The organism is Allobosea sp. (genome assembly GCF_051860145.1).
GTDB lineage: Bacteria > Pseudomonadota > Alphaproteobacteria > Rhizobiales > Beijerinckiaceae > Allobosea.
In genome coordinates this window covers 36,096-59,260 of the sequence record NZ_JBHYEM010000015.1, presented here as the reverse complement: position 1 = coordinate 59,260, position 23,165 = coordinate 36,096, and the positions used below count along the sequence as shown (strand labels likewise).

Genomic DNA, 23,165 nt, shown 5'->3' with positions numbered 1-23,165 from the left:
GGATGACGCGCTTTGCGGCGGCGACCGCCCTCGCCTCGAGCTTGGCCTATTGCCTCTCGATGGGCGGAGCCGCTTGGGCGCAGGCTCCCCAGAAGCCGCAAGAGCGCATGGTCGTCGATGCGCGCGAGCTGGTTTACGACAACAAGAACAACAAGGTATCGGCGGTCGGCGACGTCCAGATCCTCTATCAGGGTCGGACGATCGAGGCCGACACCGTCACCTATGACCGCGCCAGCAAGCGCGTCATCGCGACCGGCAATGCCCGGATCACCGAATCGAACGGCACCGTCATCACCGGCGACCGTTTCAACCTGACGGATGATTTCCGCGACGGCTTCATCGATTCGCTGCGCGTCGTGAACCCCGACAAGACGCGTTTCACCGCACCGCGCGCAGAGCGCACCGACGGCGAGACCTTCGTCTTCGAGAAGGGCATCTACACCGCTTGCGAGCCCTGCAAGGACAACCCCGAGAAGCCGCCGCTCTGGCAGGTCCGTTCCGCCCGGATCATCCACAAGAAGTCGGAGCAGACGATCTACTACGAAGAATCCAGGCTCGAATTCGCCGGGGTTCCGCTCGCCTATATCCCCTACATGTCGGGGCCCGACTCGACGGTGAAGCGCAAGAGCGGCTTCCTGTCGCCGACCTTCATGAACACCGGCGCGGCGGGCTTCGGCGTCGGCCTGCCCTATTTCTTCAATCTCGCGCCGAATTACGACCTGACGGTCACGCCGAGCTATCTGTCGCGGCAGGGCTTCCTCGGTCAGGCCGAATGGCGCCACCGCCTCGAGAACGGCTCCTACAACATCCGCGCGGCCGGTATCTTCCAGCAGGAGCCGGAGGCTTTCCTGCAATCCCCGCTCGGCGCGCGCGACAGTGATTTCCGCGGCTCGCTGGAGACCTCCGGCAAGTTCTTCATCAACCCGCGCTGGAATTTCGGCTGGGACGTGGCGATGTCCACGGACCGCTGGTTCTGGAAGAACTACCGCATCCGCAGCGAGAGCATCGCCAACGGGACCTTCCTGCAGGAATCGATCTCGACCGCCTATCTCAACGGCCAGAGCCCGACGGCCTGGTTCGACTTGCGCAGCTATTATTTCCAGACGCTGTCGGCGCTCGACTGGCAGAAGCAGCAGCCGGTCGTGCTGCCGGTGCTCGACTACAACAAGCGGGTGCACAAGCCGAGCTTCCTCGGCGGCGAGTTGGCCTTCAACGTCAACGTCACGCATCTGACGCGAGACAAGGCGGCGTTCAAGGAGCTGCCGGTCCAAAGCGCCTATCTGATCAATGTGCCGACGACCGCGACACAGACCGGCTATTCGCTCTACGACGCCTGCGTGGTCTATCAGAAGGGCAGCTGCCTGGTCCGCGGCATCGCCGGCTCCGTGGCGCGCGCCACCGCCGAAGTGTCGTGGCGGCGCAACTTCATCGACCCGATAGGCCAGGTCTGGACGCCTTACGCCTCGCTGCGGGCCGACATCTTCTCGGTCAACCCGTCGACGAGCGGCTATCCCAATGCCAATGTCAACTCGCTCGTCGACACCTCGGACGAGGTGTTCGGGCGGGCCATGCCGACGATCGGTCTGATGTACCGCTATCCCTTCGTCGCCAAGACCTCGTGGGGCACGCATATCATCGAGCCCGTCGCCCAGATCGTGGCGCGGCCGAACGAGACGAACAGCCTGCGCGTCGCCAACGAGGATTCGCAGAGCCTCGTCTTCGACGATACGAACCTGTTCGAGTGGAGCGGCAAGTTCTCCGGCTATGACCGTCTCGAGGGCGGCACGCGCGCCAATGTCGGCATGCTCTATACCGGCCGCTTCGGCTCGGAGGCCTATGCGAATTTCCTGGTCGGCCAGTCCTATCGCTTGGCCGGGCGCAACTCCTTCGCGCATGGCGACCTGGTCAATACCGGCCTCGATTCCGGGCTCGAGACCAATCGCTCGGACTTCGTCGCGCGGGCGCAGGTTTCGCCGTTCAAGAACTTCTTCCTGACCGGCGCGGCGCGGCTGGACGAAAGCACATTCGAGGCCCAGCGCGTCGACGCCGCGGCGACCTACAGCAACTCCAAGTTCTCGGCCTCGGTCGGTTATGGGCGCTACGAACCGCAGCCCAATCTCGGTGTCCCCCGCCGGCGCGAAGGCTTGAACCTGAACGGCTCTCTTGCCGTGGCGCAATACTGGCGCGTTCGCGCCGGCGTCCTGTTCGATCTCGACAAGTACAAATACGACCGCGAGCGTTATCGCGATGCCTATCAGCTCGCCCAGATCAGCCCGGCCGTGTACGCCACGCCGGCTTATCCGAAGACCGACGTCTTCCAGCCGGCCTCGCTGAATTTCGGCCTCAACTACACCGACGAGTGCACGGTCTTCGACGTGTCCTATTCGCAATATTATGCCGACCGGCAGGCCGGCGCGACCAAGGACACGCGCACGGTGATGTTCCGGCTGGAGCTGCGTACGCTGGGCGAGCTCAGCTACTCGCAGAGCCTCGGCCAGTCTTCGGCGGACGGCGTCAACACCACCACCCGCTGACGCCATCGGCATCGATCGCGCGCAGTGCGGGCCGAAGCCGCGGAGATACAGATGCCGCCGCGATTGCTCGCGTTGACCCAGGGCGACCCGGCCGGAATCGGGCCGGAACTCGCCCTGATGGCCTGGAAGCAGCGGGAGCAGGCCGCGCTCCCCGCCTTCGCCTGCATCGCCGATCCGGATCATCTGCAAAAGCTGTCGCGGCAGCTCGGGCTCGAGGTGCCGGTTGCGGGCTGCGACTGGGACGAAGCGGAGGCGCTGTTCGCGCGCGCCCTGCCGGTGATCGCGCTCGAAAGCCGGATGCCGGCGACGCCGGGACGTCCTGACGCCGCGACCGCGCCGGGCACGATCGAGGCGATCGACCGCGCGGTGGCGGCGGTGCGCGCAGGGCATGTCGCGGCGCTCGTCACCAATCCCATCGCCAAGAGCGTTCTCTATGCCGCCGGCTTCGCCTATCCCGGCCACACCGAATATCTTGCGCATCTCGCGGCGGATGGCGGCACCGTGCCCCATCCGGTGATGATGCTCTGGTGCGACGAGCTCGCCGTCGTGCCGGTGACGATCCATATCCCGCTCAGCGCGGTGCCGGCGGCGCTGACGACCGGGCTGATCGTCGAGACCGGCCGCATCGTCGCCGCCGAACTGACGAGCCGTTTCGGCATCGCCAGCCCGCGCCTCGCCCTCAGCGGCCTCAATCCCCATGCCGGCGAAGGCGGTGCGCTCGGCAAGGAGGATGCCGCCGTCGTCGCGCCGGCCATCGAGCGTCTGAAGGCGCTGGGCATCGATGCACGCGGCCCCTACCCGGCCGACACCATGTTCCATGCCCGGGCGCGGGCCGGCTATGACGCGGCGCTGGCGATGTATCACGACCAGGCCCTGATCCCGATCAAGACCATCGCCTTCGACGAGGGCGTCAACGTCACCCTCGGGCTGCCCTTCATCCGGACCTCGCCGGACCATGGCACGGCCTTCGACATTGCCGGCCAGGGCATCGCCCGGCCCGATAGTCTATGCGCCGCCTTGCGCCTCGCCGCGCGTATGGCGACACAGGTGGCCGCAACCGCATGAGCCAGATCGACGCCCTGCCGCCGTTGCGCGAGGTGGTCGAGCGCCACGGGCTGATGGCCCAGAAATCGCTCGGCCAGAATTTCCTGTACGACCTCAACCTGACCGGCCGGATCGCGCGGGCGGCCGGGCTCCTCGCTGACGAGACGATCGTCGAGATCGGCCCCGGGCCGGGCGGATTGACACGCGCCCTGCTCGCCAATGGTGCGGCCAGGGTGATCGCCGTTGAGCGGGACCGGCGCTGCCTGCCGGCGCTCGCCGAGATCGCGGCGCATTATCCCGGTCGGCTCGAGGTGATCGAGGGCGACGCGCTCGCGGTCGACCTGACGAGCCGTCTTGGCGGCGGCCCCGCCCGCATCGTCGCCAACCTGCCCTATAATATCGGCACGCCCCTGCTCGTCGGCTGGCTCAGCCTGGAGCCATGGCCGCCCTGGTGGCGCTCGCTGACGCTGATGTTCCAGCGCGAAGTGGCCGAGCGCATCGTCGCAACGCCGGCCCAGCGCGCCGATTACGGCCGGCTCGCCGTCCTGGCGAACTGGCGCTGCGAGACGAAGATCCTGTTTGATGTGCCGAGATCGGCCTTCGTGCCGCCGCCCAAGATCACCTCGTCGGTCGTCCAGCTCGTGCCACGGGCGCAGCCGGAACCCTGCGAGCAGAGATTGCTGGAGCGGGTCACGCTGGCGGCCTTCGGGCAGCGCCGCAAGATGCTGCGCCAGAGCCTGAAGGCGGTGCTCCCCGAGCCGTCGCCGATGATCGAAGCCGCCGGCCTGTCGCCGACCGCCCGGGCCGAGGAGGTACCGGTCTCCGGCTTCGTGCGGCTGGCCAATGCCCTGAAGGCGATGCGCTGAGCGGCATGGTTCGTGCTAGCCTGACGCTTCCCGCTGGCAAGGAACCCACGATGCCTCTCGACCGCCGGACCGCACTGTCATTGCTCCTGGGCGCCGCGAGCGTCGGCCCCACGCGGCTCGTCGCGCAATCGACGGACTATCCGACGCGGGCTATCCGCATCGTCGTCGGCTTCGCCGCCGGCGGCGCGCCGGATGCGCTTGCGCGGATCGTCGCGGACAAGCTGACCCAGCTCTGGGGCCAGCCGGTCACGGTCGAGAACCGGGTCGGCGCGCAGGGCAACACGGCGCTCGCCGCCGTCGCGAAATCGGAGCCCGACGGCTATACGCTGGCGCTGATGCCGGTCGGCAATGCTGCGGTGAACCCCACCCTCTTCGCCAACCTGCCCTACGACCCCGTCAAGGATTTCGCTCCGATCACCCAGCTCGCCACGGTCGAGAACGTCCTCGTCGTCGGCGCGCAATCGCCGGTCAAGACGGTACAGGAACTGATCGCGCTCGGACGCTCGAAGACCACCAACCTGACCTATGCCTCGCCCGGCGCCGGCAGCCTGGCGCATCTCGCCGCCGAGCTATTGGCGCGCTCGGCCGGCTTCGAGATGACGCATGTGCCCTATCGCGGCGTCGCGCCGGCGCTGACGGACGTGCTGCGCGGCGATGTCGGACTGATCATCGCGCAGCTCTCGACCGCCAAGCCGCTGATCGACAACGGCCAGCTTCGCGCCCTCGGCGTCGCCAGCCGCGAGCGCAGCAAGGTCATGCCGGAGCTTCCGACGATTGCCGAGGCCAGCGGCATCGCCGGGTTCGAGGCCGTCTCCTGGTATGCGCTGATGGCGCCTGCGCGCACCCCGGACGCCGTCATCGCCAAGCTCAACGCCGCGGCGGCGGAAGCGCTCAAAGCTCCCGAAGTGGTCGCCGCGATGGGCGCGCAAGGCGCACAGCCGATCGGCGGCACGCCGGCCGAGCTCGCGGCCGTGATCGCCGCCGACACGGAGCGCTGGTCGAAGCTGATCAGGGAAGCCGGCATCCAGGTGAACTGACGCCGCCTGACGTCCATCAATCGATGGTTTCCGCGAGCAGGCCGTCGACGAAATCGGCCATGCCGACGGCGCGCGGGCGCTTCAGACGCTCGGCCGTCAGGATCGCCCTGACCGCTTCGTAGGCGGCGCCGAGATCGTCATTGACGATGACGTAGTCGTAGACGCTCCAGCGCGCGATCTCGTCGCGGGCATTGTCGAGGCGTTTGGCGATGACCTCGGGCGCGTCCTCGGCCCGGCGCACGAGGCGCGAGCGGAGCTCGGCCATCGAGGGCGGCAGGATGAAGATGGCGACGACATCCTCGCGCGCCTTTTCCAGGATCTGCTGCGTGCCCTGGTAGTCGATGTCGAAGAGCACGTCGCGGCCGGCCTTCAGCGCCTCCTCGACGGGCTTGCGCGGCGTGCCATAGCCATTGCCGTGCACCTCGGCGCATTCGAGCAGTTCGTCGCGCTGGCGCAGCGCATCGAATTCCGCCCGCTCGATGAAATGATAATGCACGCCTTCGATCTCGGAGGGTCGCTTCGGCCGTGTCGTGACCGAGATCGACAGGTCGAGATTGGTCTCGCGCTGCGACAGCGTCCGGGTCAGGGTCGATTTGCCCGCGCCGGAGGGCGAGGACAGGATCAGCATCAGGCCACGGCGGGCCGGGCGCGCAAGATCGGCCATCAGCCGTTACTCCACATTCTGAACCTGCTCGCGCATCTGGTCGACCACCGTCCGCAATTCCAGTCCGATGCGCGACAGGCCCGCATCGCCGGCCTTGGCGCAGAGCGTCGAGGCTTCGCGGCCGAATTCCTGGGAGAGGAAATCGAGCTTGCGGCCGATCGGGCCACCTTGATCGAGCAAGGCCCGCAGCGCCGCGACATGGGCGCGCAGGCGGTCGATCTCCTCGCGGATATCGGCCTTGACCGCCAGCAAGGCGGCCTCCTGGTGCAGGCGCTGCGGATCGAGCGCCTGGCTCGCCTCCAGCAAGGCTTGCACCTGCATCGCCAGGCGCTCGCGAACGGCTTCGACGCCACGCGCCGGGTGCCGCTCCGCCTCTTCCGTGAGCCGGGCGATGCTGGCGAGATGGGCGGTGACGAGCGCCTCCAGCGCGCGCCCCTCTCCGGCCCGCGCCTCCTTGAGGCCGAGGACCGCGGCCTCAAGGCCGGCCAGCAGCGGCGCCTCGAGCGTGGCCAGCGCATCCTCACCCTCGTCGGCGAGCTCGACGACGCCGCGAATGCCGAGCAGCGCGTCGAAGGATGGCGGACGAATGGTCGCGGAGGCTGGAAGGCGCGCGACGGCCTCCAGCAGGCCTGCCAGCGTCGCCTCGTTGATCCGCGGCCGCGGCGGGCCGGCATCGCTGGTGATCGACAGGTTCACATGCAGCGTTCCGCGCGCGAAGGCGCCGCCCAGGCGCTTGCGCGCCGCCTCGGCGAGCGTCTCGAAACCCGGCGGCACCCGGACGCGCACGTCGAGGCCGCGCGCATTGACGCTGCGGATCTCCCAGGCCCAGGCATGAATGCCCGCTACGCCGGCCGCACGGGCAAAGCCGGTCATGCTCTCGATGGCCATGGGTGAAGGGTCTCCGCCGTTCCAGATGCGGCGGGACCGTAGAGAGGCAAGGAATACGCCGCAAGTCGCGCGGGACGATGATCCGCGCGAACATGGGGATGACGCCGGGACGGCTGGCCAGCGGGCCGCTCGCGACGGCCCGGTGAGCCGGCTATGGCCTCAGCGCCGGCACTTGCTTCGGCGAATTCAGGTCATAGGTGCGGTTCAGCAAGGGATCGCGCGGTGTTCCTTCCGAGGAATCGAAGGCGCGTGCCCGCGTGCCGCCCGCCGCATCGGCCTGCGCCGTCGCGCCGGCCGCACGTCTGTTGCCCGGACCCGGATAGGTCTCGACGGCGCCCGATGCCGGGTCGGCGGCGGCGCGCGTGGCTCCCGGCGCCTCGCTGCGCGTATCGGGAGCCGGCGGCGGCTCGACCTTGTCGACCGTGTCGCTCGGCTTGTTGGTTTCCCGCCGCTGCGTTTCGAACTGCCGCCAGCGGCCGACGTTGCGGTTATGCTGCTCCAGCGTCTCGGCGAAGGCATGGCCGCCACTGCCGTCGGCGACGAAGAAGAGGTCCTTGGTCCGCGAGTGGTTGACGACGGCCTCGAGCGCCGCGCGGCCGGGATTGGCGATCGGACCCGGCGGCAACCCGTCGATGACATAGGTGTTGTAGGGCGTCGCCTGGGTGATCTCGTTGCGCTGGATCGGGCGCCCGAGCGTGCCCTTGCCGCCGACGAGGCCGTAGACGATCGTCGGGTCGGATTGCAGCTTCATCTTGCGGTTCAGGCGGTTGATGAAGACGCCGGCGACGCGCGGCCGCTCATCGGCTCGCCCGGTCTCCTTCTCGACGATCGAGGCCAGGATGACGAGCTCCTGCGGCGTCTTGATCGGCAGGTCGGCCGGTCGCCGGGCCCAGACCTCGTTCAGGATGCGGCGCTGGTCGCGCTTCATCCGGTCGACGATGGCCTGGCGCGTGAAGCCGCGAGGGAATTTGAAGGTGTCCGGCAGGATCTCGCCTTCGCGCGGGACCTCGATCACGTCGCCGCTGAGGAGTTCGTTCTCGCGGAGCCGCGCGATGATCTGCTCGCTGGTGAGGCCTTCCGGCACCGTGACGGAGTGTTCGACCGCCTTGCCGGCGGCGATGATCTCAAGGATGTCCTGCTGGCTGGCGCGCGCCTTGAACAGGTATTCCCCCGCCTTGAGCTTGGTCCAGTTGCCGGAGACCAGCGCCGAGACCCTGAAGGCCCAGGGATGCTCGATCAGCCCTTCACGCTGAAGGAGGTCGGCGATCTCGGTCAGGCCGCTTTCCTTGGGAATGATCAGGACGCGGTCGCTGGCGAGCGGGCCCGGCGCCTTGCTCTGGCTGCCGACCATCGCGATTCCGGCGCCGAAAAGCCCGGCCAGGACCAGCGCGGCGGTGAAGAGCCCGCTGAGCATGCCGATGAAGGGGCTGCGCCGGCGGCGGCGCGCCTTTGGCGGCGGAGCCGGCGGCGCGACTGGCTTCAGCGCCTCGCTGGGGCTCTTCGGGGCGACGCGGGGCGGAGTGTTCACGGTTCTGGCGCTCGCGTTCTGGTGTGGTCGTGAGGTGCGCCACGATCACGATGGACGGCGAGGCGCATTTCGAGCCTGACCCGAAATCTGGCGACAGACTAGCAAAAATTATGGCGAAAGCGCGCTGCGGCTTCGCCGGCCGGTGAAATCAGTCGACGAAACGCCGCATAACCAGCGAGGCATTGGTGCCGCCGAAGCCGAAGGAATTCGACAAAGCGAGCTCGATGGGGCGGCTTTTCGCCGTCTTCGGCACCAGATCGAGATCGGTTTCGACGGATGGATTGTCGAGATTGATCGTCGGCGGCGCGACCTGGTCGCGAATCGCGAGAACCGAGAAGATCGCCTCGATGGCGCCGGCAGCACCGAGCAAATGCCCGGTCGCCGATTTGGTCGAGGACATCGAGGGCTTCTTCGGCGCATTGGCGAGCAGGCGCTCGACGGCGCGCAGCTCGATCTCGTCGCCGAGCTGGGTCGAGGTGCCGTGGGCGTTGATATAATCGAGATCCGAGGCCGCGACGCCGGCCCGATCGAGCGCGGCCGCCATGCAGCGATAGGCGCCGTCGCCGTCCTCGGCCGGCGAGGTGATGTGATAGGCGTCGCCCGACATGCCGTAGCCGATGATCTCGGCATAGATCCGCGCCCCGCGCGCCCTGGCGTGCTCCAGTTCCTCGAGCACGACGACGCCGGCGCCCTCGCCCATGACGAAGCCGTCGCGGTCCTTGTCATAGGGACGCGACGCTTTCTCGGGCGTGTCGTTGAAGCCGGTCGACAACGCCCGGCAGGCGCAGAAACCGGCGATGCCGATGCGGTTGATCGCCGATTCGGTGCCGCCCGCGACCATGACCTCGGCATCGCCGAGCGCGATCATCCGCGAAGCGTCGCCGATCGCGTGGGCGCCCGTCGAGCAGGCCGTCACGACCGCATGATTCGGACCTTTCAGCCCGTGCGTGATCGAGACATAACCCGCCGCCAGGTTGCTGAGGCGGCCGGGGATGAAGAAGGGAGAGAGCCGGCGCGGGCCGCGCTCCTTCAGCAGGATCGACGCCTCGTAGATGCCGCCGAGCCCGCCAATGCCGGAACCGATGGCGACGCCGGTCGCGATCTGGTCCTCGTAGCGTTCGGGCTTCCAGCCGGCGTCGGTGAGCGCCTGGGACGCCGCCGCCATCGCGAAGACGATGAAATCATCGACCTTGCGCTGCTCCTTCGGCTCCATCCAGTCGTCGGGATTGAAGGTGCCGTCCGAGCCGTCGCCGCGCGGAATGCTGCAGGCGATCCGCGCGGGCAGATCGCTCACGTCGAAGGTCGTGATCGGGCCGGCGCCGCTGGCGCCGGCGATCAGGCGCGACCAGGTCGGCTCGACGCCGCAGCCAAGCGGCGTCACCATGCCGAGCCCAGTCACCACGACACGTCGCATGGTAAGGCTGCGTGAGCTCATGATGCTCTAACTAGCGGCCAACCGGCCGGTCAGGCGCTCTTCGAGAGGAACTTGACGGCGTCGCCGACCGTCACGATGGTCTCGGCCGCGTCGTCGGGAATCTCGACGCCAAACTCTTCCTCGAAAGCCATCACGAGCTCGACCGTGTCGAGGCTGTCCGCGCCGAGGTCTTCGATGAAATTGGCGCCTTCGACGACCTTCTCGGGTTCGACGCCGAGATGCTCGATCACGATCTTCTTCACGCGCTCGGCGACATCGCTCATGGATCTTTTCCTCAAAGCTTGAAACACATCGCTGGATCGCGACGCGTGTAGGGAACCGCTCCCGCCACCCTGCTTCCCTCCAATGGGTGACGCCGGGGCGGAACTCTTAAGGCTGCACAAACGCAACAACAGGGTTCGCGTCAAGTCCCCCCGAGCACGCGCGCTGCAGCGCGACGGCGCTAGTTAACACACTCGATGATGGCTGGCGAGAGCCGGGATTCGATCAAAAGGGCTTTCAAAAAACTTACACAAACCCTTTAAATCATTGCCATTCCGCCATTGACGTGAAGCGTTTGCCCGGTCACGTAGGCGGCCTCGTTGCTGGCCAGATAGGCGACGGCCGCAGCGACGTCCTCTCCGAGGCCCAGGCGGCCCATCGGCACGTCCGCCAGAATGGCCTCGCGCTGCTTCTCGGTCAGCGACTGCGTCATCGGCGACTCGATGAAGCCCGGCGCAACGACGTTGACGGTGATGTTGCGGCTCGCGACTTCGGCCGCCAGCGCCTTCGACATCCCGATCAGCCCGGCCTTCGAGGCGGCATAGTTGCCCTGCCCCGGATTGCCCGTGACGCCCACGACCGAGCCGATCGCGATGATGCGGCCATAGCGGCGGCGCATCATGCTCTTCACGGCCGCGCGCGAGAGCCGAAACGCCGCGGTCAGGTTGACGGCGATGACATTGTCCCAGTCCTCGTCCTTGAGGCGCATGAACAGGTTGTCGCGGGTGACGCCGGCATTGTTGACGAGGATATCGAGCCCCCCGAGCTTCTCCTCGGCGGCGGGAACGAGCGCCTCGACGGAATCCTTGTCGGACAGGTTGCAGGGCACAGTAACAGTGCGCTCGCCGAACTCCGCCGCAAGCGCCTCGAGCGCCTCGACCCGCGTGCCCGAGAGCGCGACGCTCGCGCCCAAGCCGTGGAGCGTGCGGGCGATGGCGCCGCCCAGGCCGCCGGTTGCGCCGGTGACCAGGGCCTTCTTCCCCGTCAGATCAAACATGATGCCTCCCATGATTCCGGCGTGCCGCCGGATCACCCGTTCTGGGCGTTGTAGTTTCTGATGTCGTCCGCGGCGCCAAGCGAGACGGCGGCCGTGCCAGCGGCGATGCGCTTGACCAGGCCGGCGAGAACCTTGCCGCTACCTGCCTCGACGAAGCGGTCAACACCGGCATTCGCCATTGCCTCGACGCATTCGCGCCAGCGCACCGTACCCGTGACCTGAGCCACCAATGAGGCGCGGATCGCGTCGGGATCACTGAGCGGAGCCGCTCCCACATTGGCCATGACCGGCACGACCGGCGGCGCCAGCGCCACCTTGGCCAAGGCGTCGCGCATGGCGTCGGCCGCGGGCTGCATCAGGGCGCAATGGAACGGCGCCGAGACCGGCAGCGGCAGCGCGCGCTTGACGCCGCGCTCGCCGGCGAGCGCGATCGCCCGGTCGATCGCGGCCTTGCTGCCCGACAGCACGACCTGCCCGCCGCCATTGTCGTTGGCCGCCTCGCAGACCTGGCCCTGCGCCGCGTCGGCAGCGATCGCGCGAGCCTGGTCGAGATCGACGCCGAGCAAGGCCGCCATGGCGCCCTCGCCTACCGGCACCGCCTTCTGCATGGCATCGCCGCGGATCCGCAGCAGGCGAGCCGCATCGGCAATCGAGAAGCTGCCGGCAGCCGCCAGCGCCGAATATTCTCCGAGCGAATGGCCGGCGACGAAGGTCGCGTCGCGAGCCAGCGAAAGGCCGGCCTCGGCCTCCAGCACCCGGATGACCGCGAGGCTGACCGCCATCAGCGCCGGCTGGGCATTGGCCGTCAGCGTCAGCTCTTCGCTCGGACCGTCCCACATGATGGCCGAAAGATTTTGCGACAGGGCATCGTCGACCTCGGCGAAAACCGCCTTGGCAGCCGGGAAGGCCTCGGCCAAGGTCTTGCCCATGCCGACAGCCTGAGAGCCCTGGCCGGGAAAGATGAACGCGGTCGTCATGCTGGCAAATTCCCGATCTTCATAAATTGGTCACTACGACGCGCCTCTCACATTGCTTGGGAGCTCAAGTCAAGCTTTGCCGCAGAATTGGGCGTGACTTAGGGCTGATTTGGCTTGCGTAAACGGCACCGAACCTGTATCAGCCGCCTCCTGTTTGTTCGGCCGGAGGCTGAACGGATGGCGGGCCGCTTCCGAGGAGGCATTCCGCAGGCTCTGATTAGAGCCGTCATCCCGTGTCTCCGCCTTCGATGAAATCCTGTCGGGCCTTATCCAGGGCTCGGAGGGCTCCGCGCCGGGCGAAACAGGGTGAAACTAAGGAAGGCCATCAATGGCATTGTACGAGCACGTACTGCTCGCGCGACAAGATGTCAGCGCGCAGCAGGTCGAGACCCTTGTCGACCAGTTCAAGGGCATCATCGAGGCGAATGGCGGCTCGGTCACCAAGACCGAGTACTGGGGCGTGAAGTCGCTCGGCTATCGCATCAAGAAGAACCGCAAGGCGCATTATTCGCTGCTGAACATCGACGCCCCCTCCGCCGCCGTGCTGGAGATGGAGCGCCAGATGCGCATCAACGAGGATGTCCTGCGCTTCCTGACCATCCGCGTCGAGGAGCTCGAGGAAGGCCAGTCGGCCATGCTGCAGAAGCGCGACCGCGACGATCGTGGCGACCGCTTCGACCGTGGCGGCGGCGATCGCTTCGACCGTGGCCCGCGCCGGGACCGTCCGCGTCGTGAAGACGAAGCTACCGAAACCCCCAGCGCGGAGGCCTGAGCCATGTCGACTGCTTCCGCTGGCGCACGCCGCCCCTTCTTCCGCCGCCGCAAGTCCTGCCCGTTCTCGGGCGAAGGCGCTCCGAAGATCGACTACAAGGATGTGCGCCTGCTCTCGCGCTACATCTCCGAGCGCGGCAAGATCGTGCCGTCGCGCATCACGGCCGTTTCGGCCAAGAAACAGCGCGAACTCGCCCAGGCGATCAAGCGCGCCCGCTTCCTCGGGCTTCTGCCCTACGTCATCCGCTGAGCGGATCGCTATCCATCGCCGCCGGCGCCTCGCGCCGGCGATGATCCACCCTAGTCGCCCTGCGGTGAAAACCCGCCGGGTATGTTGAGGCAAACGCCTCTCACCCTGCCTTTACGAGCAGCGGGACAGCAGGACGAAAGATGCTTCCGATCGTCGGCATCGGCGCGGGCCTGGTATCGGCCCTCCTTTTCGCAGTGGTGATCACCGGATCGCCGCTGGCCGTTCTGCTGTACTCGGCCGCTCCCCTGCCGATCTTCATCGCCGCCCTTGGCTGGAACCATCGCGCCGGGCTCGTCGCCACCCTGGCGGGCGCGCTTGCAGGCGCGATCGCGCTCAGCTTCGCCGCCGGCCTGAATTTCGCGCTGATCGTGGCGCTGCCGGCCTGGTGGATCGCCTATCTCGTCCTGCTGGCGCGCGACAACGGGCAAGGCGCCGCTGAATGGTATCCGCTCGGCCATCTCCTGGTCTGGATCGCCGGCACGGCGGCCCTGACCACGGTTGGCAGCGCCCTCGTGATGACGACCGATTACGAGGCCTATCGCTCGGTCATCGCGCGGGTCATCGAGAACCTACTCTCCGAGATGGTGCGCAGCCGCCTCATCACGCTGTCCCCTGATGTGAAGCTGAGCGACCTGGCCCTGCGCCTGGCGCCGGCGGTCCCGGTGGGCATCGGCGCCTCCTTCGTCACGACCCTCGTCGCCAATCTCTGGCTGGCCGCCAAGGCCGTCCAGCTCTCCGGCCGCCTGCCACGGCCCTGGCCCTTCATCCCGGCGACGACGGTGCCGCGCCGCGCGCTGTTCCTGCTCGCGCTGGCCATGGTGACGGCCTCGTTCGGAGGCTTCATCGGCGTCGCCGGCGCCGCCCTGACCGGCGCGCTGCTCGCCGTCTTCATGTTCAGCGGCCTGGCGATGATCCACGACCTGTCGCGCGGCAAGGCCTGGCGCGGGCCGATGCTGGCCTCCGTCTATGTCGCGCTGATCGTGATGCAGGCCGTGCTGACGCCACTGCTCTCGCTGGCCGGCATCGTCGATTCACTGTTCGGCCTGCGCAAGCCACCGCGCCCGCCGCTGACCCCGCCCATGCCTAACGCCTGACATCAAAACTCAATCGGAATTCAAAGGAGAAGACCAATGGAAGTGATCCTGCTCGAACGCGTCGCCAAGCTCGGCCAGATGGGCGAAGTCGTGCGCGTGCGTGACGGCTTCGGCCGCAACTACCTGCTGCCCCGCGGCAAGGCGCTGCGCGCCACCGAGGAGAACCGCAAGCGCTTCGAGACCCAGCGCGCCCAGCTCGAGACGCGCAATCTCGAGCTCAAGGCCGAAGCCGACTCGGTCGCCGGGACCCTGAACGGCCACGCCGTCGTGATCCTGCGCCAGTCCGGCGAATCCGGCGTGCTCTACGGCTCGGTCTCGACCCGCGACATCGCCGAGGCCCTGACCCAGGACGGCTTCAGCGTCGATCGCAACCAGGTCACCCTGAACACGCCGATCAAGACGCTGGGCCTGCACACCGTCCCGGTCGTGCTGCATCCGGAAGTCTCGGTCACCGTCACCGTCAACGTCGCCCGCTCCGCCGAGGAAGCCGAGCGTCAGGCGCTGGGCGAGAACGTCACGGCCCGCGAGGAGTTCGATCTCGACGATCTCGGCCTCGAGGTCGGCGCCGCGCTGGCCGAGGCCGGCGACGACGAGCGCTGAGCTTCGCCAACCCGCGAATACGGAAGGCGCCGCGAGCGATCGCGGCGCCTTTTTCGTTCGTCAGAATGTCCAGGGATCGATGATCTCGAGCCCGCTCTTCTGGAAATCGATGACATTGCGGGTCGCGAGCCGGCCACCATTGACCAGCGCTATGGCCGCGATCATGCCATCCGGCGCGCTCATCTGAATTCCGGTTCGCGATGCCGAGCCCATGACCTCGCCATAGCGGAGCGCCGCTTCCTCGGTCAGACCGAAGATGCGATCCGCAAAACGCTCCCGCCATTTCGAGAGATCTGCCGCCAGTCGTACTGAGCGTTGGTCGGGCCTGATCCGCTCGATCCCGAAGGCGATCTCGCCGATGACGACCGTGGACAAGGCGAGCTCGGTGTCATGGCGATCGAGCCAGGCCATCACTGCCGGATCGGGATTGCGGCGTGACGCCTCCGACACGACGTTCGTGTCGAGGAAGATCACAGGTCGATGCCGTGATGCGGTCGGCGGGCCTCGCGAATGACGGCTTCGAGGTCGATATCCTCTTCATCGCTGGGCGCGCGCAGGCTGGCATAAAACTCCGCAGCAGGTTGGCGGCCGGCCTCTCGCGCCGCGTAGACTTCGAGCGCTCGCTCGACGACCTGCGCCACGGTGCGCTTTTCGCGCTGGGCCAGACGGTGCGCGAGATCGCGGGCGCGGGCGCTGCGGACGGAAAGTTGGGGTTCGGCCATGGCGACCTCCTGCTGTGTCTCATATAGGCTGGCCATCAGCTGCCATCAAGATGGCAGCTGATGGCTGGATGGCAGCCCCTCTGGTCGAACCGCCCGGCTGATCGAGGCGAGTCTGTGGACAGCGGGCAGAGTTTCGCCTAATTCTTGTGTTCTCATTTTGTTCCAGTTACGCGACCAGCCGATTCTCACCTATCGAAGAGCATGGCTACAGCAACCGCCCTCGTCGCCCGCCTCGACAATCGTGAGGCCGAATACCGTGTCCAGCCCCATAATATCGAGGCTGAGCAGGCGCTGCTGGGCGCGATCCTGGTCAATAACGACGCGTTCTACCGCATCTCCGATTTCCTGGTGCCGGAGCATTTCCACGAGCCGGTGCATCAGCGCATCTTCGACTTGATGGCGAGCCTGATCCGGGCCGGCAAGATCGCGACGCCGATCACGCTGAAGACCTTCATCGGCGAGATCGATCTCGGCGGCATCACCGCCTCGCAATATCTCGCGCGGCTGGCGGCGGAGGCGACCACCGTCATCAATGCTCAGGACTATGGCCGCACGATCTACGACCTCGCGATCCGCCGCCAGCTCATCGGCGTCGGCGAGGACCTGGTCAATGTCGCCTATGACGCGCCGGTCGAGATGGCGCCGCGCGAGCAGATCGAGGAAGCGGAGCGCCGGCTCTACGAGCTGGCGGAAAAGGGCCGCTACGAGGGCGGCTTCCAGAAGTTCGACGGCGCGCTGCGCACCGCGATCGACATGGCCGCGAACGCCTATCAGCGCGCGGGCGGACTATCGGGCATCTCGTCGGGCCTGCGCGATCTCGACCAGCGCATGGGCGGCCTGCAGCATTCCGACCTGATCATCCTCGCCGGACGCCCGGCCATGGGCAAGACCTCGCTCGCCACCAACATCGCCTTCAACATCGCCAAGGCCTGGCGCGGCGAGCGCCAGGAGGACGGCTCGATCAAGTCGGTCGATGGCGGCATCGTCGGCTTCTTCTCGCTCGAAATGTCGTCCGACCAGCTCGCGACCCGCATCGTCGCCGAACAATCTGGCATCTCGTCCTACAAGATCAGGCAGGGCCGCATCACCGAGGCCGATTTCGGGCGGCTGACCGATGTCGCGGCGCAGATCGAGAAGCTGCCGCTTTATATCGACCAGACCGGCGGCATCTCGATCGCCCAGCTGATGGCGCGGGCGCGCCGGCTGAAGCGGCAGAAGGGGCTCGACATCCTCTTCATCGACTATCTCCAGCTCTTGTCCGGCTCGGCCAAGAAGGGCGAGAACCGCGTGCAGGAGCTGACCGAGATCACCACCAGCCTGAAGGCGCTGGCCAAGGAGCTTGTCGTGCCGATCGTCGCTCTCTCGCAGCTCTCGCGCCAGGTCGAGAGCCGCGACGACAAGCGCCCGCAGCTCTCGGACCTGCGTGAATCGGGCTCGATCGAGCAGGACGCCGACGTGGTCATGTTCGTCTATCGCGAGGAATATTACCTGAAGAACAAGGAGCCGCGCGCCGGCACGCCCGAGCACGCGACCTGGCTGAACGAGATGGAGCTGGCGCATGGTCTGGCCGAGCTCATCATCGGCAAGCAGCGTCACGGCCCGACCGGCACGGTCAACCTGCAATTCGACGCCGAAGTGACACGCTTCTCCGACCGCGCCGACGAATCCCGACTACCGGATCACCTATGAGCCCCTTCGACACGCCGGATGCCGACGCTTTCGGCGCAACCCTGACGATCGACCTCGGCGCGCTCACCGCGAACTGGCGCGCGCTCGGGCAGCGGACTGAGGGCGCCGAGACCGGCGCCGTCGTCAAGGCCAACGCCTATGGCATCGGCATCGAGCCGGCGGTGACGGCGCTCGCCAAGGCCGGCTGCCGGAGCTTCTTCGTCGCCCATCTCTCGGAAGGCATCCGGGCCCGCGCTGTGGCGCCCGACGCGGTGGTCTATGTGCTGAACGGGCTGCTGCCCGGCACCTGCGGCGCCTATGCGGAGCACGGCCTCTCGCCGGTGCTCGGCTCGCACGAGGAACTGGCCGAATGGGCCGCGTTCCGGGCCAATACGAACATTGCCCGCCCGGCCGCCCTGCATATCGATACGGCGATGAACCGGCTCGGGCTCTGGCCCGGCGAAGGGCTCGACCTCGCTCGCGAACGCAGGCGCGATATCGAGGCCGCCGGCATCGGGCTGGTGATGTCGCATTTCGCCTCGTCGGAGGACGTCGCCGATCCGGCCAATGCACGCCAGATCAAGGCTTTCGCCGAGATCGCCGCGGCTTTCCCCGGCGTCCCCGCCTCGCTGCTCAATTCCTCGGGCCATTTCCTCGAGGATTGCCCGGCCTATCAGCTGACGCGTCCGGGCTATGCGCTCTATGGCGGCAACCCGACGCCCGGCCGGCCGAACCCGATGCAGCCGGTGATCGGCATGGAGGCGCGCATCATCCAGCTGCGCGAGGTCGAGAGCGGGACGCAGGTCGGCTATAACGGCCGCTGGACCGCCAAGGGCCGGCGCAAGCTCGCGACCATCCACCTCGGCTATGCCGACGGCTATCCGCGCAATGCGAGCTGGACGGACGCGAGCAGTGGCGGCTCTGCGCTTGTCGGCGGCGTCATCTGCCCCTTCGTCGGCAGCGTCTCGATGGACCTGATCATCATCGACGTCAGCGATGCGCCCACCGCCGCCGCGATGCGCGGCGCCCCGGTCACGCTGATCGGCGGCCCGCTCGATCTCGAGACGGTCGGCGCCGGCGCCAAGACGGTCGGCTACGAGATCCTGACCAGCCTCGGCCGGCGCCAGGCGCGCCGCTATGTCGGGTTGTGATGTGACCGGCGCTTGCATCTCCACCGTCATCCCGGACGAAGCGAAGCGTAGCTCCGGGATCCATCGTGGGGCTCCGGCGCTTTACGATGGATCCCGGAGCTACGCGGCTACGCCGCTTGTCCGGGATGACGAGGCGGGTGTGACAGCGATGAGCGCCACGCGCTGATGGCCAAGCGCGGACCGACCTATACCTGCCAGGCCTGCGGCGCGGTCTATCATCGCTGGCAAGGCAAATGCGACGCCTGCGGCACCTGGTCGTCCCTCACCGAGGAGGCGCAGGCCGCGCCCGTTCCGGGCGGCCGCGGCTCCTCGGGCGGTCGGGCGCGCGGCCGCGTCTTCGCGCTGGAGACGCTGAAGGGCGAGACACAGGATGCGCCGCGCATCGTCGCCGGCATCGGCGAGCTCGACCGCGTCACCGGCGGCGGCTTCGTGCCCGGCTCGGTGCTGCTGATCGGCGGCGATCCTGGCATCGGCAAATCGACTTTGCTGATGCAGGCCTGCGCGGCGCTGGCGCAGGACGGCCGGCGCGTCGTCTATGTCTCGGGTGAGGAATCGACCGGGCAGGTGCGCTTGCGGGCCGAGCGCATGGGACTGGCCGAAACCCCGGTCGATCTCGCAGCCGAAACCAATGTCGAGGACATCATCGCGACGCTTCAGCAAGGCCAGCGGCCGGCGCTGGTGGTGATCGATTCGATCCAGACCATGTGGTCGGGTGAGGTCGAGAGCGCGCCCGGGACGGTGACGCAGGTTCGCGGCTCGGCCCAGGCGCTGATCCGTTACGCCAAGACCTCGGGCGCCTGCCTCATCCTCGTCGGCCACGTCACCAAGGACGGCCAGATCGCGGGGCCTCGGGTGGTCGAGCACATGGTCGACGCCGTGCTCTCCTTCGAGGGCGAAGGCGGCCACGCCTTCCGGATCATGCGGGCGCAGAAGAACCGTTTCGGGCCGACCGACGAGATCGGCGTCTTCGAGATGACTGGCAAGGGATTGTCGGAAGTCTCCAATCCGTCAGCGCTTTTCCTTGCCGGGCGCGACCAGGCGGCTCCCGGCGCGGCCGTCTTCGCCGGGATCGAAGGAACGCGGCCGGTGCTCGTCGAGATCCAGGCCCTGGTCTCGCCGACCTCGCTCGGCACGCCGCGGCGCGCGGTGGTCGGCTGGGAGAACAGCCGGCTGGCGATGGTGCTGGCGGTGCTGGAGACCCATGGCGGCCTGAGGCTCGGCCAGCACGACGTCTATCTCAATGTCGCGGGCGGCCTGCGCGTCAACGAACCGGCGGCGGATATGGCGGTCGCGGCGGCGCTCGTCTCCTCGCTCACCGGCGCGATCCTGCCGGCCGAGGCGGTCTATTTCGGCGAGATCGCCTTGTCGGGCGCGATTCGCCCGGTATCCGTCGCGGCTGCGCGGCTGCGTGAGGCGGCAAAGCTGGGTTTCGAGGCGGCATTGCTGCCTTCAGGCGGGGCGGATTTCGGCGACGGCAGCGGGCTCGGTCTGCGGCGTTTCGGCCATGTTACGGAACTCGTTGCGGATATCGCCGCCCGCGCGCCTCGCAGAGATGTGAAATGAGGCGTCCGGAAGGGTGACGGAACCCCTTTGAACGCGTATAGCAAAATCGTTGCGGCCAGCCCATTTCTTGCAGGCCTTCCCGATGTCTTAGCGAAGCGGCTTCCTACATGCCTGTCACCATCCTCGATCTCGTCGTCATCGGCGTGGTTCTGATCTCGGCGTTACTGGCAACGGTGCGCGGGCTGACGCGCGAAGTCCTGGCGATCGCCTCCTGGGTCACGGCCGCGGTCGTGGCCTGGATCTTCCACCCCCAGCTCCTGCCCTTGGCGCAGCAGCATATCCCCAACCAGACCATCGCGCTGGTCGCGGTGATCGCGGCCCTGTTCCTGCTGACCCTGATCGTGGTTTCGTTGATCACGGCGCGGGTTTCCGATTTCGTGCTCGATTCGCGCATCGGCGCGCTCGACCGCACGCTCGGTTTCGTCTTCGGCGCCGCGCGCGGGCTGCTGCTCGCCGTCATCGGCTACCTGTTCTTCACCGCGCTGATGGGCGACAAGAACATGCCGACCTGGGCCCGCGAGGCCAAGGCCAAGCCGATCCTCGAAGAAACCGGCCGCTCGCTCTTGACGATGCTGCCGCAAGACATCAACTCCGACTTCGTCAAGAACCTGCTGAAGCCGAAGACCGGCGAGGAGCCCGTCGAGGCCCCGGCCGAGGAGCCGCGTAGCCCCGCGAGCCCGACCAATGCCGACCCGCAGCGCCGCACCGAGGTGCCGAACGCCACCGACCGCCAGGCCCTGCAACGGACGATCGACGGCAGCCGCCCGGCGGCGCCTGCCCAAACTCGCCCGTAATTGGAGCGTATCGCAGCCGTGTCCCTGCGCATGGAGCCCGTGATGAAGCCTCAGACCGAGACAGCCTTCGATCCCTATGCCGATCGGTTGCGCGAGGAATGCGGCGTGTTCGGCATTTTCGGCCATGCCGACGCCACGGCGCTGACGGCTCTCGGCCTGCACGCGCTCCAGCATCGTGGCCAGGAAGCGGCGGGCATCGTCGCCTTCGACGGCAAGCGCTTCCACTCGGAGCGGCGCCTGGGCCTGGTCGGAGATGCCTTCTCCGAAGCCTCCGTCATCGAGAAGCTCAAGGGCTCGCAGGCGATCGGCCATGTGCGCTATTCGACGACGGGCGAAACGATCCTGCGCAACGTCCAGCCGCTTTTCGCCGAGTTGCATGGCGGCGGCTTCGCGGTCGCGCATAACGGCAACCTCACCAACGGCCTGACCTTGCGCCGCAACCTGGTGCGCGATGGCGCGATCTATCAGTCGACCTCCGACACCGAGGTCCTGCTGCATCTCGTCGCCCGCAGCCGCAAGAGCCGCTTCATCGAGCGCTTCGTCGATGCGATCCGCCAGATCGAGGGCGCCTATGCCTTCGTCGGGATGACCAACAAGAAGCTGATCGGCGCACGCGACCCGCTCGGCATCCGCCCGCTCGTGCTGGGCGAGCTCGACGGCTGCCCGATCCTGACCTCGGAGACCTGCGCGCTCGACATCATCGGCGCCAAGTTCATCCGCGAGGTCGAGAACGGCGAGATCGTCGTGATCTCCGAGGACGGCATCGAGAGCCACAAGCCCTTCCCGCCGGTGGCCGAACGCCCCTGCATCTTCGAATACATCTACTTCGCTCGGCCGGATTCGATCGTGAAGGGCCGCAGCATCTATGAGCGGCGCAAGCAGATGGGCGCGGTGCTCGCCGCGGAATCGCCTGCGAAGGCCGACGTGATCGTGCCGGTGCCGGATTCGGGCGTGCCGGCGGCGCTTGGCTATGCCCAGGCGAGCGGCATTCCCTTCGAGCTCGGCATCATCCGCAACCATTATGTCGGACGGACCTTCATCGAGCCGACGCAGAAGGTGCGCGAGCTCGGCGTGCGCCTGAAACACTCGGCCAATCGCGGCGTGGTCGAGGGCAAGAGCATCGTGCTCGTCGACGACTCGATCGTGCGCGGCACGACCTCGCTGAAGATCGTCAAGATGATGCGCGAGGCCGGCGCCCGCGAGGTGCATTTCCGCATCTCCTCGCCGCCGATCACCCATCCCGACTATTACGGCATCGACACGCCCGATCGCGAGAAGCTGCTGGCCGCGACGCATTCGCTCGAAGAGATGCGCCAGTTCGTCGGCGCCGATTCGCTCGCCTTCCTGTCGGTCGACGGGCTCTACCGCGCCATGGGCCACGAGCGGCGCGACCCTGTCCGCCCGCAATTCACCGACCATTGCTTCACCGGCGACTATCCGACCTCGCTGACCGACGTCATCGGCGAGAGCGCCAAGCAGGAATTGTCGCTGCTCGCCGAAGCCGGCTGACCCTCACACGGAACCTGCATGTCCAAGCCTCTGGAAGGGCGCGTCGCGCTCGTCACCGGCGCATCGCGCGGCATCGGCCGGGCCGCCTCGCTCGCCTTCGCCCAGGCCGGCGCGCATGTCGTCGCGCTGGCCCGCACCACGGGCGCTCTCGAAGAGCTCGACGACGAGATCAAGGCGATCGGCGGCAGCGCCACCCTGGTCCCGGTCGATCTCGGTGACGCGACCGCGATCGAAAAGCTCGGCCCGGCCCTGCTGGAGCGCTGGGGCAAGCTCGACATCCTGCTCGCCAATGCCGGCATTCTCGGCCCGCTGACGCCCCTCACCCATGCCTCGCCCAAGGAATGGGCAAAAGTGTTCGAGACCAATGTCACGGCGAACTGGCGGCTGATCAAATCGGTCGAGCCGGCGCTCAAGGCGTCCGACGCTGCCCGCGTGATCCTGATGTCGTCGGGCGCGGCGCATAAATGCCTGGCCTATTGGGGCCCTTACTCGATCTCGAAGGCCGCCGTCGAGGCGATGGCCCGCACCTATGCCGCCGAGACCGCGACGACGCCGCTCAAGGTGATGATCGTCAATCCCGGCCCCCTGCGCACGCGCATGCGGGCGGAGGCGATGCCCGGCGAGGATCCGCTGAGCCTGAAGACGCCGGAGGAGCTTGCGCCGCATCTCGTCCGGCTCGCCTCGCCGGACTGGACCGAGACCGGCAAGATTTTCGACTTCCCGCAGGGCAAGGTGCTCAGCCCGCAAATGCCGGCGTAGCATTGGCCGTCATTCTCGGCCGGAGCGAAGCGTAGAGCCGAGAATCTCGCGCC

Annotated in this window: 23 protein-coding genes; 14 read left to right on the top strand and 9 right to left on the bottom strand. The window is 67.4% G+C overall.

Annotated features, from left to right (window positions below):
• The first annotated feature begins 2 nt into the window (after positions 1–2).
• From ACTIF2_RS20840 to ACTIF2_RS20825, 4 genes are read left to right on the top strand one after another with little or no spacing between them, the layout of a single operon-like run.
• Positions 3–2,534 (top strand): LPS-assembly protein LptD, encoded by a 2,532-nt coding sequence (locus ACTIF2_RS20840; protein WP_439499031.1) that lies wholly within the window; start codon positions 3–5, stop codon positions 2,532–2,534.
• A gap of 51 nt (positions 2,535–2,585) precedes the next feature.
• Positions 2,586–3,599, top strand: a complete 1,014-nt coding sequence (gene pdxA / locus ACTIF2_RS20835) for a 4-hydroxythreonine-4-phosphate dehydrogenase PdxA (protein ID WP_439499030.1) — start codon at positions 2,586–2,588, stop codon at positions 3,597–3,599.
• Entirely contained in the window at positions 3,596–4,444 is an 849-nt protein-coding gene (gene rsmA, locus ACTIF2_RS20830) for a 16S rRNA (adenine(1518)-N(6)/adenine(1519)-N(6))-dimethyltransferase RsmA (RefSeq protein WP_439499029.1), read from the top strand. The genes pdxA and rsmA overlap by 4 nt, the downstream gene beginning before the upstream one ends.
• Positions 4,445–4,494: 50 nt before the next feature.
• Positions 4,495–5,481 carry a Bug family tripartite tricarboxylate transporter substrate binding protein gene (locus ACTIF2_RS20825; protein WP_439499028.1) on the top strand — a complete coding sequence of 329 codons (987 nt, stop codon included), beginning with the start codon at positions 4,495–4,497 and terminating at the stop codon, positions 5,479–5,481.
• A gap of 16 nt (positions 5,482–5,497) precedes the next feature.
• Here ACTIF2_RS20825 and gmk read toward each other — a convergent pair whose 3' ends face one another.
• From gmk to fabD, 7 genes are all read right to left on the bottom strand, one after another.
• The gene (gmk, locus tag ACTIF2_RS20820; RefSeq protein WP_439499027.1) at positions 5,498–6,145 is read right to left on the bottom strand and encodes a guanylate kinase; all 648 of its coding nucleotides are present in this window, start codon (positions 6,143–6,145) and stop codon (positions 5,498–5,500) included.
• A gap of 6 nt (positions 6,146–6,151) precedes the next feature.
• Positions 6,152–7,033, bottom strand: a complete 882-nt coding sequence (locus ACTIF2_RS20815; protein WP_439499026.1) for a YicC/YloC family endoribonuclease — start codon at positions 7,031–7,033, stop codon at positions 6,152–6,154.
• Positions 7,034–7,184: 151 nt separating this feature from the next.
• Positions 7,185–8,561, bottom strand: a complete 1,377-nt coding sequence (gene mltG / locus ACTIF2_RS20810) for an endolytic transglycosylase MltG (RefSeq protein ID WP_439499025.1) — start codon at positions 8,559–8,561, stop codon at positions 7,185–7,187.
• Positions 8,562–8,709: 148 nt separating this feature from the next.
• A complete protein-coding gene (fabF, locus tag ACTIF2_RS20805; RefSeq protein WP_439499024.1) occupies positions 8,710–9,975 on the bottom strand; it encodes a beta-ketoacyl-ACP synthase II in 1,266 nt (421 codons plus the stop codon).
• 50 nt (positions 9,976–10,025) lie between these two features.
• Positions 10,026–10,259, bottom strand: coding sequence for an acyl carrier protein (locus tag ACTIF2_RS20800; RefSeq protein ID WP_043236751.1), 234 nt, complete (start codon positions 10,257–10,259; stop codon positions 10,026–10,028).
• A 257-nt stretch (positions 10,260–10,516) separates the two neighbouring features.
• Positions 10,517–11,254: a 3-oxoacyl-[acyl-carrier-protein] reductase gene (gene fabG / locus ACTIF2_RS20795; protein ID WP_439499023.1), complete on the bottom strand. Its 738-nt coding sequence runs from the start codon at positions 11,252–11,254 to the stop codon at positions 10,517–10,519.
• A 32-nt stretch (positions 11,255–11,286) separates the two neighbouring features.
• Positions 11,287–12,231 carry an ACP S-malonyltransferase gene (fabD, locus tag ACTIF2_RS20790; protein ID WP_439499022.1) on the bottom strand — a complete coding sequence of 315 codons (945 nt, stop codon included), beginning with the start codon at positions 12,229–12,231 and terminating at the stop codon, positions 11,287–11,289.
• Between the two features lie 328 nt (positions 12,232–12,559).
• On the opposite strand from fabD, the gene rpsF reads away from it, so the two are divergent.
• The 4 genes from rpsF (at position 12,560) to rplI (ending at position 14,946) form a co-directional block, all read left to right on the top strand.
• Complete coding sequence (rpsF, locus tag ACTIF2_RS20785; protein ID WP_439499021.1) at positions 12,560–13,003, top strand: 30S ribosomal protein S6; 444 nt, start codon at positions 12,560–12,562, stop codon at positions 13,001–13,003.
• 3 nt (positions 13,004–13,006) lie between these two features.
• On the top strand, positions 13,007–13,252 hold the full coding sequence (gene rpsR, locus ACTIF2_RS20780) for a 30S ribosomal protein S18 (RefSeq protein ID WP_038367644.1): 246 nt from the start codon (positions 13,007–13,009) through the stop codon (positions 13,250–13,252).
• Positions 13,253–13,392: 140 nt separating this feature from the next.
• Positions 13,393–14,346: a DUF2232 domain-containing protein gene (locus tag ACTIF2_RS20775; protein WP_439499020.1), complete on the top strand. Its 954-nt coding sequence runs from the start codon at positions 13,393–13,395 to the stop codon at positions 14,344–14,346.
• A 36-nt stretch (positions 14,347–14,382) separates the two neighbouring features.
• Entirely contained in the window at positions 14,383–14,946 is a 564-nt protein-coding gene (gene rplI, locus ACTIF2_RS20770) for a 50S ribosomal protein L9 (RefSeq protein ID WP_439499019.1), read from the top strand.
• Positions 14,947–15,006: 60 nt separating this feature from the next.
• Here rplI and ACTIF2_RS20765 read toward each other — a convergent pair whose 3' ends face one another.
• Positions 15,007–15,420 (bottom strand): type II toxin-antitoxin system VapC family toxin, encoded by a 414-nt coding sequence (locus tag ACTIF2_RS20765; protein ID WP_439499018.1) that lies wholly within the window; start codon positions 15,418–15,420, stop codon positions 15,007–15,009.
• Positions 15,417–15,668 carry a plasmid stabilization protein gene (locus ACTIF2_RS20760; protein WP_439499017.1) on the bottom strand — a complete coding sequence of 84 codons (252 nt, stop codon included), beginning with the start codon at positions 15,666–15,668 and terminating at the stop codon, positions 15,417–15,419. The genes ACTIF2_RS20765 and ACTIF2_RS20760 overlap by 4 nt, the downstream gene beginning before the upstream one ends.
• Positions 15,669–15,869: 201 nt before the next feature.
• Between ACTIF2_RS20760 and ACTIF2_RS20755 the strand changes: the two genes are divergently transcribed.
• From ACTIF2_RS20755 to ACTIF2_RS20730, 6 genes are all read left to right on the top strand, one after another.
• Positions 15,870–17,357 carry a replicative DNA helicase gene (locus ACTIF2_RS20755; protein WP_439499016.1) on the top strand — a complete coding sequence of 496 codons (1,488 nt, stop codon included), beginning with the start codon at positions 15,870–15,872 and terminating at the stop codon, positions 17,355–17,357.
• On the top strand, positions 17,354–18,487 hold the full coding sequence (gene alr / locus ACTIF2_RS20750; RefSeq protein ID WP_439499015.1) for an alanine racemase: 1,134 nt from the start codon (positions 17,354–17,356) through the stop codon (positions 18,485–18,487). Before ACTIF2_RS20755 ends, alr begins: the two co-directional genes overlap by 4 nt.
• Before the next feature lie 165 nt (positions 18,488–18,652).
• A complete protein-coding gene (gene radA, locus ACTIF2_RS20745) occupies positions 18,653–20,050 on the top strand; it encodes a DNA repair protein RadA (RefSeq protein ID WP_439499014.1) in 1,398 nt (465 codons plus the stop codon).
• Between the two features lie 107 nt (positions 20,051–20,157).
• Positions 20,158–20,844: a CvpA family protein gene (locus ACTIF2_RS20740; RefSeq protein WP_439499013.1), complete on the top strand. Its 687-nt coding sequence runs from the start codon at positions 20,158–20,160 to the stop codon at positions 20,842–20,844.
• 42 nt (positions 20,845–20,886) lie between these two features.
• Positions 20,887–22,353, top strand: a complete 1,467-nt coding sequence (gene purF, locus ACTIF2_RS20735) for an amidophosphoribosyltransferase (RefSeq protein ID WP_439499012.1) — start codon at positions 20,887–20,889, stop codon at positions 22,351–22,353.
• 18 nt (positions 22,354–22,371) lie between these two features.
• The gene (locus ACTIF2_RS20730) at positions 22,372–23,112 is read left to right on the top strand and encodes an SDR family NAD(P)-dependent oxidoreductase (protein WP_439499011.1); all 741 of its coding nucleotides are present in this window, start codon (positions 22,372–22,374) and stop codon (positions 23,110–23,112) included.
• The last annotated feature ends 53 nt before the right edge of the window (positions 23,113–23,165 follow it).